Genomic DNA, 14,801 nt, shown 5'->3' with positions numbered 1-14,801 from the left:
AAGACATCTTGGACTGGGTGGGCGAAGGGACTTATTACAGGGTTTGCTGGTTCCTGGGATTATCTCCATTTAAAAACCAGCATTTAATTGTAAAGCTGTCTTATAAAGACAGGGTTTGGGACCCAAAGGAGTTTCGATGAATCCTGACAGGATTAAAACAGGATATCGGTAGCTGATCAGCGTAAGTCCTGTTTTTTTGTTAAAACATGTTTGAGTCTGCCCGATCAGACCCTTTCAGGGTGTACGATCTAAACCCACTGGGAGTTTGCTCAACTCTGGTAATGGTGTCATACTGTAATACCACAGATGCTGAGAACGGTTATAGTTGAAGCAATGGGCAACCCCTGTTCGCTCAACCACCCTGAATAAAAATAAAAAGCGGTTTTGGAAATTCCAGGAGTTTAACCCGCAACATTTGTACAATCAGCTAACGCGAAGATTTCTCAATGAACAGCACAGATCCAGCGTCCCGTCCTTGTACAACGGTAAACTCGACAATTTAAATCGACTAAAAAATGGTCAGTAAAATAGCGACGTTTAGACTTCCAGAACAACTGAGTCATGAAATTCGATCTCGTGCTGAGGCATCAGGTCGGGATCGGACGGCTGTTGTGATTGAGGCACTCAAGCAGGCATTTGGTTTCCCGCTTGATGAATCACACTCAACCACAGTTGATGAACTTCAGGAACAACTCAATACATTAGACAAAAAATACAAGCAGTTAAAAGAACAGCTTAATCAACTCACCCAAGAAACTCAGGCAGCTAATCAAAGCCTAGAGGCAATTCCGAGAACGTTGGTGACAGGAACGACGAATCATCATCAAATTGGGGATACCGATCAAGCCTGGACACCTCCTAATCAAGTAACCCAACTCGACCTGAATTATCCGATCATTGCCCCAGATCAGGATGAATCAGAACTGCGAGAACTGGCGACGAGGATTCAGCAACAAGCGCGAATCTTTGACCAAGTTCTCTCGGCGTCTCCTGACCCCATCTGTGTTCTGGATCGCATGGGACGATTTACCTACGTGAATCTGGCGATCGCGCAACTGTTTGGCTTGTCCCAAGCCGAAATTTTGGGCAAAACGGTGTCGCAGTTAAACCTACCTCCCGAAGGACTCGAACTGTTTGATAACCAACGGGAAGTCGTCTTTGCCACTCGACGCCCTTTGACCGATGAAATTAGTTATCCCACCCTTGGGGGTGTGCGTCACTACGAGTACATCCTGAGTCCGATTCTGGGTAGCCACAATAGTGTGGAAGCGGTAATATGTACCGCCAGAGACATTACTGAACGCAAACGAGTTGAAGAATCGCTGCGGGAATCGGAAGCGAATTATCGACACTTATTTGAATACGCCAACGATTCCATTTTTATTATTGACCTATCCACCAGTCGCATTTTAGATGCCAATCAGAATGCCTCAAGACGACTAGGGTATACCCGCAAAGAACTGCTGAATTTGAAGACTCACGATATTGATGTGCCGATTGGTGAGGATCGGCAACGGACAATCGGTCAGCGGATGCAAGCAACGGGTAGTATTATCTTTGAGCATGCCCTGCGGCGTAAAGATGGTTCCCATGTACAGGTGGAAATTAGTTCTCGGGTAATTGAGTACCGCGATCGCTTAGTGTCACTCAGTTTTGTTCGCGATATTACCAAACGCAAACAAGCCGAGGAACGCCTGCGGTTATTAGAGTCGGCGGTATTTAATGCTAATGACGCGATCGTCATTACAGAAGCCGAACCCATTGACAAACCAGGTCCTCGGATCGTTTATGTCAACCAGGGCTTTACTCGGATGACAGGATACACCCCTGAGGAAGTCATTGGCAAGACACCCCGATTCTTACAAGGTCCCAAAACCGATCGCATCCAAGCTGATAAAATTCGTGATACCCTATGCCGATGGGAACCCGTGCGGGCGGAGTTGATCAACTATCGCAAAGATGGTTCTGAGTTTTGGGTAGAACTCAATATTGTCCCCGTGGTTGATGAGAACGGGGAATATACCCATTGGATGGCGATAGAGCGGGATATTAGCCAGCGCAAGCAGGTAGAAACCGCCTCAGCCAAACGGGAAAAGGAACGAACCGCTCAACTGTCTCAAGCGAATGCTTTGCTACAAGAGCAATTGGCAAAACAGGAGCAAATGGTTGCCGAGCTTCGCAGCCGTGAGGAACGCCAAGCCATAGCCCTGAAAGCAGGTAACGTGGGGATTTGGGATTGGAATCTGGAGAGTGATGAGTTCTATATAGCGCCTAATTTGAAAACCCTACTGCGCTATGAGGATAACGAGATTGCCAATAGTAAAGCCGCTTGGTTAGACCTGATTCATCCCGATGATCGCCAACAAGTCCAGAATGAAATCAATGCTCATCTAGAAGGATCAACCACCAACTATGGCATGGAACACCGGATATTGCAAAAAGATGGCACTATTCGCTGGTTTCTTTCCCGTGGCTTAGCGGTGCGAGATGCTAAAAATAACCCTTATCGTTTGATTTGTTGTAGCATTGATATCACTGAATATAAACAGCTTGAGAATTAACTCTCCCCATTCCCCTATCTCCTCGCCAGAACCCCGATTTCTTGAAAAGTCGGGGCTATAATTTCAGTGAGCTAAGACGCATTTAAATTCGGCGTCTATTTCTACACCTAAAATTTCCCACCATTCACCAGCTAACCCAAACTAAAACGGCTAACAAAGAATTTAGCGATCGCGGACTCTTTACCTAAACCTTAAAAGCATGGTAATACATTCCGATTAAATGACTATAATGCTAATTAATTGTCTTACGAGAAATACTATAAAGTCAAATCCATGTCTACCATAACCGACTCCTGGCAAGACGATTATATTATCACCAACGGTGTCAAACTACACTACGTCACCCAGGGAGAAGGAAAACTGATGCTGATGCTGCATGGCTTCCCCGAATTCTGGTACTCTTGGCGGCATCAAATCCCTGAATTTGCCAAGGATTACAAAGTCGTTGCCCTTGATCTGCGGGGTTACAATGACAGCGATAAGCCCAAAGATTTATCAGCCTATCGGATCACCGAGTTAGTTAACGATATTAAGGGAGTTATTCAAGGATTAGGCGATGAAAGCTGTGTCCTAGTCGGGCATGATTGGGGAGGTATGATCGCCTGGTATGTTGCCTATACTTACCCTGAACTTGTTGATAAGTTAATCGTCCTGAATATTCCTCACCCCGCCAAATTTACCCAGGCGTTACGCAGTAATCCTCAACAACTCTTGCGAAGTTGGTATGTATTTTTATTTCAACTTCCCTTACTCCCAGAGTTACTGCTTCAGTGGGATGACTATCAACTGATTGCCTCTAGTTTTATCGATATGGCAATTGACAAAAGTGCCTTCTCAGAAGCCGACTTAAACGCCTACAAAGATGCGGCGGCTAAACGGGGTGCTATTACCGCCATGCTTAACTACTACCGCAATGCCTTCTCGGGACTATTTAATCAGAATCAGTGGGATATTCTGCAAATTCCCACCCTAATGATTTGGGGAGAAAATGATACCGCTTTGGGCAAGGAATTGACCTATAATACAAAGGATTATGTGCAATATTTTCAAATCCGCTACATCCCGAATTGTAGTCATTGGGTACAGCAGGAACAGCCCCAGTTGGTAAATCAGTACATGGGAGAATTTTTGGCAAAGAATCAGGGATAAAAAAGTTTTGAGTCTGTAGGGGCGGGTTTTACTACTATCATTTCTGCCCTAACCTAGATGTGACTAAACCCGCCCTGAAAAAGTTTTGAGTGTGTAGGGGCTCACTTTCACTACTATCATTTCTGACCTAACCTAGATGTGACTAAACCCGCCCTGAAAAAGTTTTGACTGTGTAGGGGCTCACTTTCACTACTATCATTTCTGAGCTAACCTAGATGTGACTAAACCCGCCCCTATAATGGGCTTATTATTTACCATGGACTACCTATCATTGTAAACGCTGACCAATAATAGGGATGAGAAAGTTCTTTATCTCCTAACCTTGATAATTCTATCGCCTGTGGTAATATCCCCGCCATCCAAACCCGTACTTAGAGAAACGTTACCTGTAAATGTCAACGATTCACTAACCGTAATTTTATCGTTTCCTAAACCAGCATCCACCTCCAGATTTTCCAGACTTGAGTTATAGTTTACTGTTTGTGACTCCCGCGTTAACTGAGTTGCTGTAATTTCTACATTATCTGTTGCTTCTGTACCCTTAATCGTCAACCTATCACTACCTGTTGTTCCTGAGTCATTAATTGTTGTTGTCGCGCTACCTTTGTCACTCAAATTGATGATATAGTCATCACTATTTTCTCGACCATCAATATTACCACTCACAGTAGCACCGTTACTTAGCTGAAACCTATCATTCTCAGCACCACCTGTCAGATTCTCGATGGCAGAGAAATTGATAGTTCCATTAATATTTCCTGTGTTTTGGGCAGTAATTGTCCAGGTATTAGCAGTATTTGCACCAATCAGACTATCATTACCTGTTCCACCGTCAATTCTGCCACTGATAGAAGCACCATTACTTAGTTGAAACCTATCATTCTCACTACCACCTGTCAGATTCTCGATGGCAGAGAAATTGATAGTTCCATTAACATTTCCTGTGTTTTGGGCAGTAATTGTCCAGGTATTGACAGTATTTGCACCAATCAGACTATCATTACCCGTTCCACCGTCAATAATACCACTTATAGAAGCACTATTACTCAATCGAAAGGTATCATTGGCAGTCCCTCCAGTTAGATTTTCTATTGAAGCGAAGGACAGAGATTCGTTAAAGCCGCTAACCTCACCTGAATCTGTACCCGTAATCCGATAAATGGTATCAACATCAGATCCAATTAAGGTTGACCCGCCAGCAATCGTAACCGGCTCATTGAAGCTGAAGGAATTAAGCGTAATTGTACCTGTTCCATCAGATCGTCCAATTGTAATTGAGTTAAAACCATCTTGTAGCGCTGTCAAGTCAGTTAGGGAGAGATCTAAAGCGACTGTATCTGAACTATCCGCAATTACAATATCTTGGCTAGGTGTTCGAGGCTGAATCTGCACATTTCCAATCCCAGTTACGGAATTCACGCCTCCAGTCAAATTAATTTCATCGGCGGTTAAACTAACAGCATTGCCACTACTTGTCGTGGTAACGTCCTGAAGCGTAATCTGATTACCTGTCATATCAATAGTATTCGCCTGAATCCCCTCATTCGCCGTAATCGTGTCAGCATTGGTAATTATCAAACCACCCAGAGGAGTGTCAGTACCTGTTCCTTGACCTGCATTATATTGCTCTAGAATCTGCTGTTGGGATAGGGCGGAATTATAAACAGCTACTTCATCAATAGAACCATCAAAATATTCAGGAAAATCTGGAGACGGGTTATGTCCAATTGCAATATCATTATCTCCAAAATAACCCACCGGAGTCATTAAATCATTAGTATCGTAATCAATAAAAGGGATAGTTACAGATTGTCCATTTTTATAAAATGTAACTCCGACTCCAGGTTGAAACACAACCGCAATATGTTGCCATTGATTAACATCTACCTGAAAGTCAGGATAGCGAATGTTTTCACCCGTGAAAACTGCCCATTGGTTTCCGTCCCGAAGCATTGACCAGTCAAAATATCCACTATCTGAACTCACGACTTGATATCGACCCGCGCTGGTGCTGGCTGGATTAACCCAAGCTGAAAACGTAATGGTATCTGGGGATGGATTGGATTGATTAATATTAATGGGAGTCGAGACAAAACCCGTCGTTCCATTAAACGAACTCGCCGTATTTTTATCCCCTACTAATGCTCCCGGTTGACCCGGATTGACACCACCAGTATAAGTTCCATTTGCACCATTCCCCGACGCATCTAAAGCAGTTCCACCACCGTCATCTAAACGCCAGTATCCCAATGGATCATCTAACAATGCCACCACATCATAAGGCAAGGGTCCTCCAACTAAACCCTCAAATGTAACATTTCCAGTGCCTGCATCTAGAGTCAAGGTTGGCGATGTCACCCCATTAAGACCATGCAAACTGTTATTAAATGTAATATTACCCCCCACAGTAGAACCCGTAGTCAGGGTTTGATTGCTGCTAAGAATTACTGGAGAGGCAAAGGTTATATTTCCCCCATTCAAGCCAATCGAGGCATTTAAATTAATAAAGGCAGCTTCAAAGGTGAGGCTACTGCTACTGTTAGAATTAATGTCTTCGTTAATATCAATATTTTTAATCGCGGCAATAGATACATTCCCGTTATTCAGCGCGGTTTCAATCGCCGTATTGGAAATTTTGAACGTGAGTCCAACGCCGTCTCCGGTTAAAATTTGATTATCACTAATCTCACTATCATTTGTATCCGTTGTGCCAATAACTACCGTTTTTGGGTCTAAAAATAACTGACCATTTTTACCCGCCGTCGCCCCCACATCTACCAATCCATCAAACGCCAGATTCTCTTTTCCCGACACCTCAACAAAACCGCCATCACCCGAAGTTATCCCACCACGGGCGCTAATTGTGCCATAAAATTGGGTTGTATGATCCGCCCAAATAATTACCTGTCCCCCACCACCCACATCTTGTGCATCACCCCTAATCACCGAATCGCGGCTAAGGTAGGTATGGGAGGCATGAGGTAGAGTTCCTTGACCCTGATAATCTCCACCAATCTTCACACTACCGCCACCCTGAATTCCTGTAGCATTAATATTGGCAGCAATTAGACCCACGCGATCGCCGAATACCTGCACCTCACCGCCAACGTCTCCAGAAACATCCAGATCACCGGCAATAATCGTCGTCCCTATCGTCGTGGGAATCTGTGTTCCAGACTCTTTCAGGATTAGGGTGCGATCGGACACAAAGTTGGCAATTTGATTTGATTTGAGTCCAAATTGCTCAAAGCTGTGGAAGAGATTTGCCCCATCCTCCGATAAAGAACCCCCCATGATATCGAAGCGGTTCCCTGAAGGGGTGATAATTGTACCCGTACCATCGTCGGCGGAGGGAATCAGTTGGGACTCAACTGGCTTGATTGCAACGGTACTCGCCAAGATTAGTCCTGCCAAAAGCCGCGTGTTTCTGAGATAGGCGACGTTCATAGGGGGAAAGCCAATATTATTTGATATAATGCCTCACTCATCATTCAGTGGATTGTTGCGATAACCATAGAAGTCAATCCGATACTCAGTAATCTTGACCCCAGTTTGTTGCTCAATGTGCTGGATTAGTTCCTCGGGCAATTCTACATACACATCCATGATCTGATTTGTATCCACACAATTAACATGACTGTGAGCATCACTGATATTCCCGTAAAGCCGTCCATCGGATCGCTCAATACATTCGATAATGCCTTGGGAGGATAGCGCCTCTAGATTCTGGTACACAGAGGTATGACCAATTTCTTTGCCTTGCTGATTCAGGCGATCATAAATTTCTCGTGCGGATAGATGCTCTCGATCTTGCCACAGCAGTTCCAAAATTAAGCGGCGTTGACGCGACAGGCGCATCCCCAACGCTTGACATTGATTGAGGGCGTCTTCCAATGAGCGAATCGGTTTGACAACTGCCGCTTCTTTGTGCATGGTCGATACTTTGAATGGGGTGGTTAGCTTTATGGGGAGCGGTCTCAAGTTCTACCATTAAGGTGAGCCCGTTCTAAGTCCCCTAGGATAATGCACTGGTTAAACGTGCATCATCCTAGGGGACATAATCTTCTTCGCTTGGCATCTGGCACAGTAAGGCAAACTCATTACCACTTTACCTTAGATGATTTGAGTATGTCTACCGGGCGAGTGATATCAAGTCCGGTAGCATCGATTTGTGCTTTCACACTCCATTCTCCGGGCATAAAACTAGGGTAAGCTTGATCCGAGGTTAAACCTGTGGAATCGAAGTAATCCAGGCAATGTACAGACGCTTCAAAATGCGTCTTTTCGTCCAAGTGTTGTGGAGCGGATGAAGATTAGTGGCAATCACAATTAAACTCAATTCCCATTGCATTAATGATTTAGACCTATCGCCCGTCCAGACTAGGATTGATAAGTGGCTGACTGAGGGTGCGATCGCCAACTATGAGCAGCAGTTAGGCTTTGAGTTTAGCTACCCTCGCCAACCCAATGATCCACGGGAATGGTCAGAAATTCCTGAAATACGTCTGTGGTTTATCCGCTTAGATGTTCAGTATCCGTGGTTACCGTTTCTGCTGGATTGGAAAGCGGGGGAACTCGCCCGCTACACAGCTATGCTCGTCCCACACCAGTTTAATCGGACGGAAGGGATTCAGTATAACCCAGAAGCCTTAGAAATTTTCGTGATGCAAAAAGTTTTTGTGCTCAATAACTGGTTACAACAGATTGGTTTACCCAACCAGTCGCGCCTCAAGTCCATGGCTAAAATGTTAGGGTATGAACTTGATGATACCTTGTTTGACTTGATGTTCCCCCCAAAAAGGACTTGAGATTTATGCCATCCCACCTGGACTTCCTAGACCCAGGATTTCTAAGAAATAAAGCGAAGAGACGATGCTTTTAGCCCGTCTCTTCGCATCGGCTTAGAATCCCCTACAGTTTAACCAGGGGAGAATTGACATCCTCACCACGCCGTAGGGGGAAAGGTTACCTTTCCCCCTACTTAGCCTCGCCATACTTGCTTTAACACATCGTTGGGTTGAATGTCGGCAATCCAGCGAGTCGGTGATTGAATGCCAATATAGCGTTCTGATGGGGGTAGGAGTTTGTTCGCCTGACTAGAACCAAACAGTGCGATGGTATAAGTTCCCACAGCAACAGCCAGATGCATCGACGCACTATCGGTACACAGCAGTAAATTCGCCCCCGCAATCATTGCAGCTAACTTGCCGATATCGGGGGGTGAGGTCATCTGTAAATTAGGACAGACTTGAGTTAGGGTAGCAACTAACTCAGTATCCTCAGAAGAATGGAGCATAACCAGAGTAAGGTCAGGCTGTTTTTGGTGGATGTCTTCAATAACGTTTTGCCATTTATGGGCGGGATAAACCTGATCAATGTCCTGTGAGTGATCGAGGTGGTTAGATCCGCCGTCGATCATAATGTAACCGCTTTCGGGGATGCCCAGGCGTGCTTGTTCACCTTCTGCCCAGTCCAGATCGGATTTTGGCACACGAATGGCAAGCTCTGGACAGGGGGTATTGAGCCCCAACCCTTTGAGCAGGTCATGATACACATAAGCCGCATACTGCTCTGTTTTGAGTGGTACAGTGTTGGTGAAAAACCACTGCCCCTGATTATTTTCGTAGCCTACACGGGTGGGAATACCGCTCATCCAGAGCAATAGTCCTACTGACCACCGACGTTCTAGGGCAATCGCCACATCGTATTCGCGATCGCGGATAATACCCAACAGGTTGCCAAAATCAGCCAGACCGTTGCGGTCTTTATAGTCAAACGGTAATACTTCATGTACTGAACCCGAAACCCGATAGGCTCCCTTCGATCGGGGTTCCACTATGACATCGATTTCGGCTTCGGGATAATTTGCTTTTAGGTCATCCAAAGTAGGAAACAGCAGAAGTTGATCGCTAATTCCACCTGGAACAAGGGCTAATATTCTCATCTCAATATAATATGAGCTTGTATATCAGCTCAATTTTAATGGACTGGTAGTTTCTGATTTCACGGAATTCTCCGGAAACGAGTTTGTCTCGATAACCGTGACGGGGTGAACTACTACACCCGTAATCCAATTGCTATCTTGCTTATGGGACTACTGTACGCATGATATTATACCTAGTGATTGAATGGGATAAACTACTGGTCGCAGATTAAATCGGTCAGGATTAGAGATTTGGCATCAAAGGCAGAAGCTTGTGCATGTATTAATTCCAGCAGCGGGAATGGGACGACGGATGGGGAGCGATCGCAATAAGCTATTGCTCACCCTACTGGGTAAACCCTTATTAGCATGGACGCTACTGGCGGCGGAAGCGGCGGCGGAAATTACCTGGATTGGGATTATGGGACAGCCTGAAGATCAGCCAGATATTCAGGCAATCTTAGCAGATCTCGCCCTGACCAAAGCAGTAGAGCTTATTGCCGGGGGAGCAACTCGCCAAGAATCAGTTTATAACGGCTTGCAAGCATTACCGCCAACCGCTGAACGGGTACTGATTCACGATGGCGCCAGATGTTTAGCCACACCCCAATTGTTTGATCGCTGTACACAGCATCTCAGAGATTGTCCGGGTTTGATTGCCGCGATCCCGGTTAAGGATACGATTAAAGTGGTCGGTGAGTCAGATATTGTCCAAGATACACCCGACAGGCGGCGGTTGTGGGCAGCCCAGACGCCCCAGGGATTCGAGGTGCCGCTTCTCAAGCAATGTCATGACCAAGGACGGAAATTGAATTGGGATGTTACCGATGATGCCGCATTATTTGAGCGCTGTGGTTTACCTGTACAGATTGTGGCAGGGGAAGAGACTAATCTTAAGGTAACCACACCCATGGATTTAGCGATCGCAGAGTTTATTCTGCGTCAGCGGCTTTTAACAAACTAATAACTTGACTCAACCCGCCCTCCTCAAGCATAAGATATTTTATTTTCTCAACCAGGACTAACTTTTATGCATCTTCCTACTTTTCTCATTATCGGTGTTCAAAAAGCGGGGACAACCTCTATTTATAACTATTTAAACCAACATCCGCAAATTTACATGAGTCCAGTTAAAGAAACGAATTTTTTAGAAAAAAATTGGGAAGAAATTGAAGATCAACGGAAAGCCAAAATTGACACCTTTGAAAAATATTGTCAACTATTTACTGGAGTCAAAGATGAGATTGCCATTGGCGAAGCATCTCCTAATTATCTGTTTCATTATGAGTCTTCCTCAGAGCGAATTAAGCGGTATGTACCCAATGCCAAATTGATTGCAGTCTTGCGAAATCCAGTTGATCGTGCCTATTCAGATTACTTAATGCATATCCGAGATGCTATTGGTAAAGGAAAGCGAACCAGCTTGTCAGAACAAATAAAATATAGAGCGGATAAATCATTCGTTATTCTAAAAGGCTTTTACTATAAGCATTTACAGCATTTTTATGAAGAGTTTGACCGAGAGCAAATTCAAGTTTATTTGTACGATGACTTGTCTAAAAAACCGATAGAATTTATGCAAAACATGTATCGCTTTGTGGGAGTCGATGATACGTTCTTGCCTGATGTCTCCAAGAAAGCCCAAGTTGCTAAAGTGCCAAAAAATACAGCCGTAAATAATATCTTACGCCAACAAAATCCCTTGAGAACGATAGTTAGTTCGGGACTCCGATTGATTTTACCCCTTGAAGTCAGGCAAAACCTGCGTTCTCGCCTAATTCAAATGAACTCCCAAGAAAAAAAAGCCGCTCCACTTTCCCCAGAAGATCGCCAGCAATTAATAGAACTCTATCGGGAAGATATTCTCAAGTTACAAGATTTAATTCAGAGAGATCTTTCTGCTTGGTTAAATTAACAAGAATGGAAATTTATCAGCGCCACTCTTGGACTCTGAGTGTTGAAGAAGCTACTGCTATCCAAAACCAACTCAGTAAAGAAATTATTACATCTGACCAATTGAGTGAAGTAAACTATGTAGCGGGTGTGGATGTTGGCTTTGAAGAAAATTATGCGATTTCACGCGCCGCCGTTGCGGTACTGAGTTTTCCAGAACTGCAACTGATCGAACAAGCGATCGCACGCCGCCCAACAACCTTTCACTCTAACTTGTCTGTGTAGTATATAGGCATTGATAGAGTTGTATAACTCATCGGTTATGTATTCGTGCGCCTCGCAAGTTTTTCAGTTTTGGCAGAAATCAAGGTAAAATCAAGGGTTTTAGGTGCTAATTAGGTAAGCCTCTGGGCGTTCATGGGCGCGGTCGCGGTGTTCAATGATAGCTTATTGGCTATAAAGCTTGTGTTGGTTGAGGTTTTATTTTAACTCCTGGGGCTAGTCTAGATTTCATTTAACTCCTGGACGCTCTTGTGATACACTAGCTATAGGGAAATGCTTCAGGTTATTAAATTAGATTTGAATATTTTCCTATACACGGGGCGCCGATTTGACAGCGGGCGGAAGTATTTTTCAAGTTGTCTTGATTTTTAAAATTTTTTTGAATCCATATCAGGGATTGAAACGATTTAATCGACCACTCGGAGTGGAGCGGTCTAGTTGCAATTTTCTTGAATCCCTATCAGGGATTGAAATATGCCTAAATACTCCGGTGTGGCGTGTGATATTGGGGTTTAATAAGGTTTACTTATGTAGAATGTTGACGATCGCCTGGAAAGTATCCAAGAAAAATTTATATAAACTTTGCTTATATACTTTACGGACTTAGACTGCAAAAGTGCTTATCAATTGATTTATTTAATCAACAGAGTTGCCCGTTACTACATAGGTAATAACGGGCATGAGGGGGTTTTTAACCTTCTTTCAGCTTCAGAGCCTTTTTAAGCTCTTTGAACAACAACTTACATCCGTAAGCGGCAGTCTGACTGATGATCAGCTTCCCAAAGGTGTTACCGCCCTCGGTGTTTTTCTTAAACTGCTCCTGACGTTTGTCGTAGAAATCTCCCAGTCTCTCGCCGATTATTCCCTGTGGGCGGTTTTTCACTGGGGCGATCGCTAACAAAATCCATAGGTATAGTTCACTTCGGCACATTTTTGAGCCGCTGCCGGTGTTCCATCCCTTACGGTCGCCGCTGCTAAATTCGTCTCCTGCCATGCCTAACCGTTTTTTAAAACTGCCCAAAGATTCAAACTTACTCAGTGGGTAGATGTGGCACAGTAGTAGCGCTCTTAGTCGTAACCCGATCCCGAATTTATCGAAGACCTGGTTATATTCTCTGAATTGTGGGAGGTAAATCAGTTCTGCTAGTTTCTGTTCTGCGTCTGGTGATGCTCCATTTCTGAAGCTCAAGCGGTAAGGTAGCAAACTTACCGATTAGATGGCATAGATGGTTAACTCTATGCCGCGACGCTAATTAGCGTTTCGCTAGTGAGTTAGGTCTAGCTCGTCAGGCGGGCTTGTGTTATAATGTCGGGTAATTAATGCAGTAGGTGCAGTCACGAAACATCAAAACCTTTTGGGTCATTTCGTCGTAAAACTGCTTGCCTACTGCGTCTGGTGATGCACCATTTCTGAAGCTCAAGCGGTTAAGGTTGCGGCCTTACCGCAGCCCCCCTTCTTTAATTAGAAGGTAGGGTGCGAGAAGGTTTAATAAGGGATATCGTCTTCGTCTTCTACTTCTGGATCTGGACGATTCGCATATATGTAGACTGTTTCATAGTCTACGTCTTGAAATCCTGGCACTTGGGTCTCTCCGTCTTCTTCTTCAGAGTCATCCCAGCTAGGATTTAATTCTTGGTCGCCGTCTTCTCCAGATGCTCCATAGTAGATGTATTTGGGTTGGGTATCAGAGTATGGACTTGTATCCAAAATCTCTGCGATCTCTTCATTACAGTTATCGTCGTTATTAGGCAGATTATCTATTGAGTCATCATGGTTATCTGGTGTATCCCAGTAGCTAATCTCTAAGACCATATCGCTTACTCGTTCCATCAAGCAGCTAGGGTCTTGATAGCCTGCACCTATGATTTCTCCAATTATTGCTGATAGGTGTTCAAGTGCTGTTTGTTCCCAAGGGTTTAGTGTTCGATAGTTGTATCCGTTGTTTTCCATTGTGATATCTCCTAAAAATTAATTTTGGAAAGATTGGGGTAATTGGTTTCTATCCATTCGATAATCTCATTGAATGTTTGGCTAAGTTGTTGCGGGGTTATTTCACTTTGATTGGTTGGGTTTTCTTTTGCTGAAATTTCCCAATCTATCAAGCATTCAATCTTGTTAAGAATTACTTGCAATTCAGCTATTTTTCTGCGTAAGCTTCCTATATCTTTAAAGCCTGTACTAATAATTTCCTGGCTTATAAGGATTAGGTGTTGCAATGCTAGAATTTCCCAGGGGTTTAGTGTTCGGTAGGTGTAACCGTGTTTGTCATGCATGATTAGTCTTCTAAATTTAGTAAGTTGGGTGCTAAGTTGGGTTCGACAATTCCTTTGCCTATTAAATTTCCTAACTTATTTGGATCTTCTACCCATTTAAGTAATAGGTAGAGTAAATATTTTTTGACTTTCCCCTTTTCTTCATTTTCATACATTCCTTCCGTTTCACACTTAAGTTTGTACTTAAAAGTAGCAATCATTCGCTTGTAACTTTCGGTTATTGTCCATGTAGTAATCTCCAAACCTAGTATTCTTTCTAAATCTGAGAATGGGATTGGGTAAATGTGCTCGTGGTAAGCCATTCGGTTTGTGAGTCTTGCAATTTGCTGTACTTTTTTAAGTGTTGGGCGGCTCCAGTGTTTAAGGTCTTGATTATTTGTTACCGATTCGAGAAGTTTGCATGTTTTTCTGGCAATTTCTTTTGAGTAAGTGTAGCAAAAACCCTTTTTCCCTGGTATGGGAACAATGCTAACCCATGGACATGATTTATCCATATAAACCATGTATATTTTATATACAAGGTCATCTATTTTTTTGTGGCGGAATTTTATCATTTTTTTGCTCCTAGTTTTCAATTCTTGAAGGCATAGGGAAGTTAGTTTTAACCCATTCAGTAACTTCGCTTACTGTCATTCGGTCAAATTGCTGGATTGCTGATATGGTCAATCGTTCTTTAATTTGAGTGTGGGGTTCTCCTGTAAGTTGACATAATTCTTTGG

Annotated in this window: 12 protein-coding genes and 1 pseudogene; 6 read left to right on the top strand and 7 right to left on the bottom strand. The window is 43.8% G+C overall.

Going from position 1 to position 14,801, the window contains the following annotated elements; genetic code table 11:
• The first annotated feature begins 515 nt into the window (after positions 1–515).
• Together RLO19_RS06135 and RLO19_RS06130 are read left to right on the top strand one after the other, a co-directional pair.
• Positions 516–2,561, top strand: coding sequence for a PAS domain S-box protein (locus tag RLO19_RS06135; RefSeq protein WP_446354769.1), 2,046 nt, complete (start codon positions 516–518; stop codon positions 2,559–2,561).
• Positions 2,562–2,834: 273 nt separating this feature from the next.
• Entirely contained in the window at positions 2,835–3,710 is an 876-nt protein-coding gene (locus RLO19_RS06130) for an alpha/beta fold hydrolase (protein WP_446354767.1), read from the top strand.
• A 309-nt stretch (positions 3,711–4,019) separates the two neighbouring features.
• Here RLO19_RS06130 and RLO19_RS06125 read toward each other — a convergent pair whose 3' ends face one another.
• Complete coding sequence (locus RLO19_RS06125; protein ID WP_446354765.1) at positions 4,020–7,157, bottom strand: LamG-like jellyroll fold domain-containing protein; 3,138 nt, start codon at positions 7,155–7,157, stop codon at positions 4,020–4,022.
• A 33-nt stretch (positions 7,158–7,190) separates the two neighbouring features.
• Positions 7,191–7,643: a Fur family transcriptional regulator gene (locus RLO19_RS06120; RefSeq protein ID WP_446354763.1), complete on the bottom strand. Its 453-nt coding sequence runs from the start codon at positions 7,641–7,643 to the stop codon at positions 7,191–7,193.
• A gap of 383 nt (positions 7,644–8,026) precedes the next feature.
• Between RLO19_RS06120 and RLO19_RS06115 the strand changes: the two genes are divergently transcribed.
• Entirely contained in the window at positions 8,027–8,518 is a 492-nt protein-coding gene (locus RLO19_RS06115; protein WP_446354761.1) for a CRR6 family NdhI maturation factor, read from the top strand.
• A gap of 173 nt (positions 8,519–8,691) precedes the next feature.
• On the opposite strand, the gene RLO19_RS06110 is transcribed toward RLO19_RS06115, so the two are convergent.
• Complete coding sequence (locus RLO19_RS06110) at positions 8,692–9,654, bottom strand: glycosyltransferase family 9 protein (protein ID WP_446336502.1); 963 nt, start codon at positions 9,652–9,654, stop codon at positions 8,692–8,694.
• Between the two features lie 253 nt (positions 9,655–9,907).
• On the opposite strand from RLO19_RS06110, the gene ispD reads away from it, so the two are divergent.
• The 3 genes and pseudogenes from ispD to RLO19_RS06095 all read left to right on the top strand — a co-directional run.
• Positions 9,908–10,597, top strand: a complete 690-nt coding sequence (ispD, locus tag RLO19_RS06105) for a 2-C-methyl-D-erythritol 4-phosphate cytidylyltransferase (RefSeq protein WP_446354759.1) — start codon at positions 9,908–9,910, stop codon at positions 10,595–10,597.
• 66 nt (positions 10,598–10,663) lie between these two features.
• Positions 10,664–11,548 (top strand): sulfotransferase family protein, encoded by an 885-nt coding sequence (locus RLO19_RS06100; RefSeq protein WP_446354757.1) that lies wholly within the window; start codon positions 10,664–10,666, stop codon positions 11,546–11,548.
• Positions 11,549–11,553: 5 nt separating this feature from the next.
• Positions 11,554–11,790, top strand: a pseudogene (locus tag RLO19_RS06095) (endonuclease V); the annotation flags it as partial.
• 709 nt (positions 11,791–12,499) lie between these two features.
• Here the strand turns inward: RLO19_RS06095 and RLO19_RS06090 are convergent.
• The 4 genes from RLO19_RS06090 to RLO19_RS06075 form a co-directional block, all read right to left on the bottom strand.
• Positions 12,500–12,802 (bottom strand): hypothetical protein, encoded by a 303-nt coding sequence (locus tag RLO19_RS06090; RefSeq protein WP_446354755.1) that lies wholly within the window; start codon positions 12,800–12,802, stop codon positions 12,500–12,502.
• Positions 12,803–13,294: 492 nt separating this feature from the next.
• Positions 13,295–13,759, bottom strand: a complete 465-nt coding sequence (locus tag RLO19_RS06085) for a hypothetical protein (protein ID WP_446354753.1) — start codon at positions 13,757–13,759, stop codon at positions 13,295–13,297.
• An 11-nt stretch (positions 13,760–13,770) separates the two neighbouring features.
• On the bottom strand, positions 13,771–14,082 hold the full coding sequence (locus RLO19_RS06080) for a hypothetical protein (RefSeq protein ID WP_446354751.1): 312 nt from the start codon (positions 14,080–14,082) through the stop codon (positions 13,771–13,773).
• Positions 14,083–14,084: 2 nt separating this feature from the next.
• Positions 14,085–14,636 (bottom strand): hypothetical protein, encoded by a 552-nt coding sequence (locus RLO19_RS06075; RefSeq protein WP_446354750.1) that lies wholly within the window; start codon positions 14,634–14,636, stop codon positions 14,085–14,087.
• Between the last annotated feature and the right edge of the window lie 165 nt (positions 14,637–14,801).

It is taken from the genome of Coleofasciculus sp. G2-EDA-02, from assembly GCF_040226375.1.
Taxonomy (GTDB): Bacteria; Cyanobacteriota; Cyanobacteriia; order Cyanobacteriales; family Coleofasciculaceae; genus Coleofasciculus.
Note: the sequence above shows the minus strand (reverse complement) of the source record. Positions and strands in the feature narration are given on the sequence as shown.

Bases quoted from the DNA above. Each gene is read 5' to 3' on its own strand.
- RLO19_RS06110 (WP_446336502.1), bottom strand. From the start codon at position 9,654: ATGAGAATATTAGCCCTTGTTCCAGGTGGAATTAGCGATCAACTTCTG.
- RLO19_RS06120 (WP_446354763.1), bottom strand. From the start codon at position 7,643: ATGCACAAAGAAGCGGCAGTTGTCAAACCGATTCGCTCATTGGAAGAC.
- RLO19_RS06125 (WP_446354765.1), bottom strand. From the start codon at position 7,157: ATGAACGTCGCCTATCTCAGAAACACGCGGCTTTTGGCAGGACTAATC.
- RLO19_RS06080 (WP_446354751.1), bottom strand. From the start codon at position 14,082: ATGCATGACAAACACGGTTACACCTACCGAACACTAAACCCCTGGGAA.
- RLO19_RS06100 (WP_446354757.1), top strand. From the start codon at position 10,664: ATGCATCTTCCTACTTTTCTCATTATCGGTGTTCAAAAAGCGGGGACA.
- RLO19_RS06090 (WP_446354755.1), bottom strand. From the start codon at position 12,802: ATGGCAGGAGACGAATTTAGCAGCGGCGACCGTAAGGGATGGAACACC.
- RLO19_RS06085 (WP_446354753.1), bottom strand. From the start codon at position 13,759: ATGGAAAACAACGGATACAACTATCGAACACTAAACCCTTGGGAACAA.
- RLO19_RS06135 (WP_446354769.1), top strand. From the start codon at position 516: ATGGTCAGTAAAATAGCGACGTTTAGACTTCCAGAACAACTGAGTCAT.
- RLO19_RS06130 (WP_446354767.1), top strand. From the start codon at position 2,835: ATGTCTACCATAACCGACTCCTGGCAAGACGATTATATTATCACCAAC.
- RLO19_RS06075 (WP_446354750.1), bottom strand. From the start codon at position 14,636: ATGATAAAATTCCGCCACAAAAAAATAGATGACCTTGTATATAAAATA.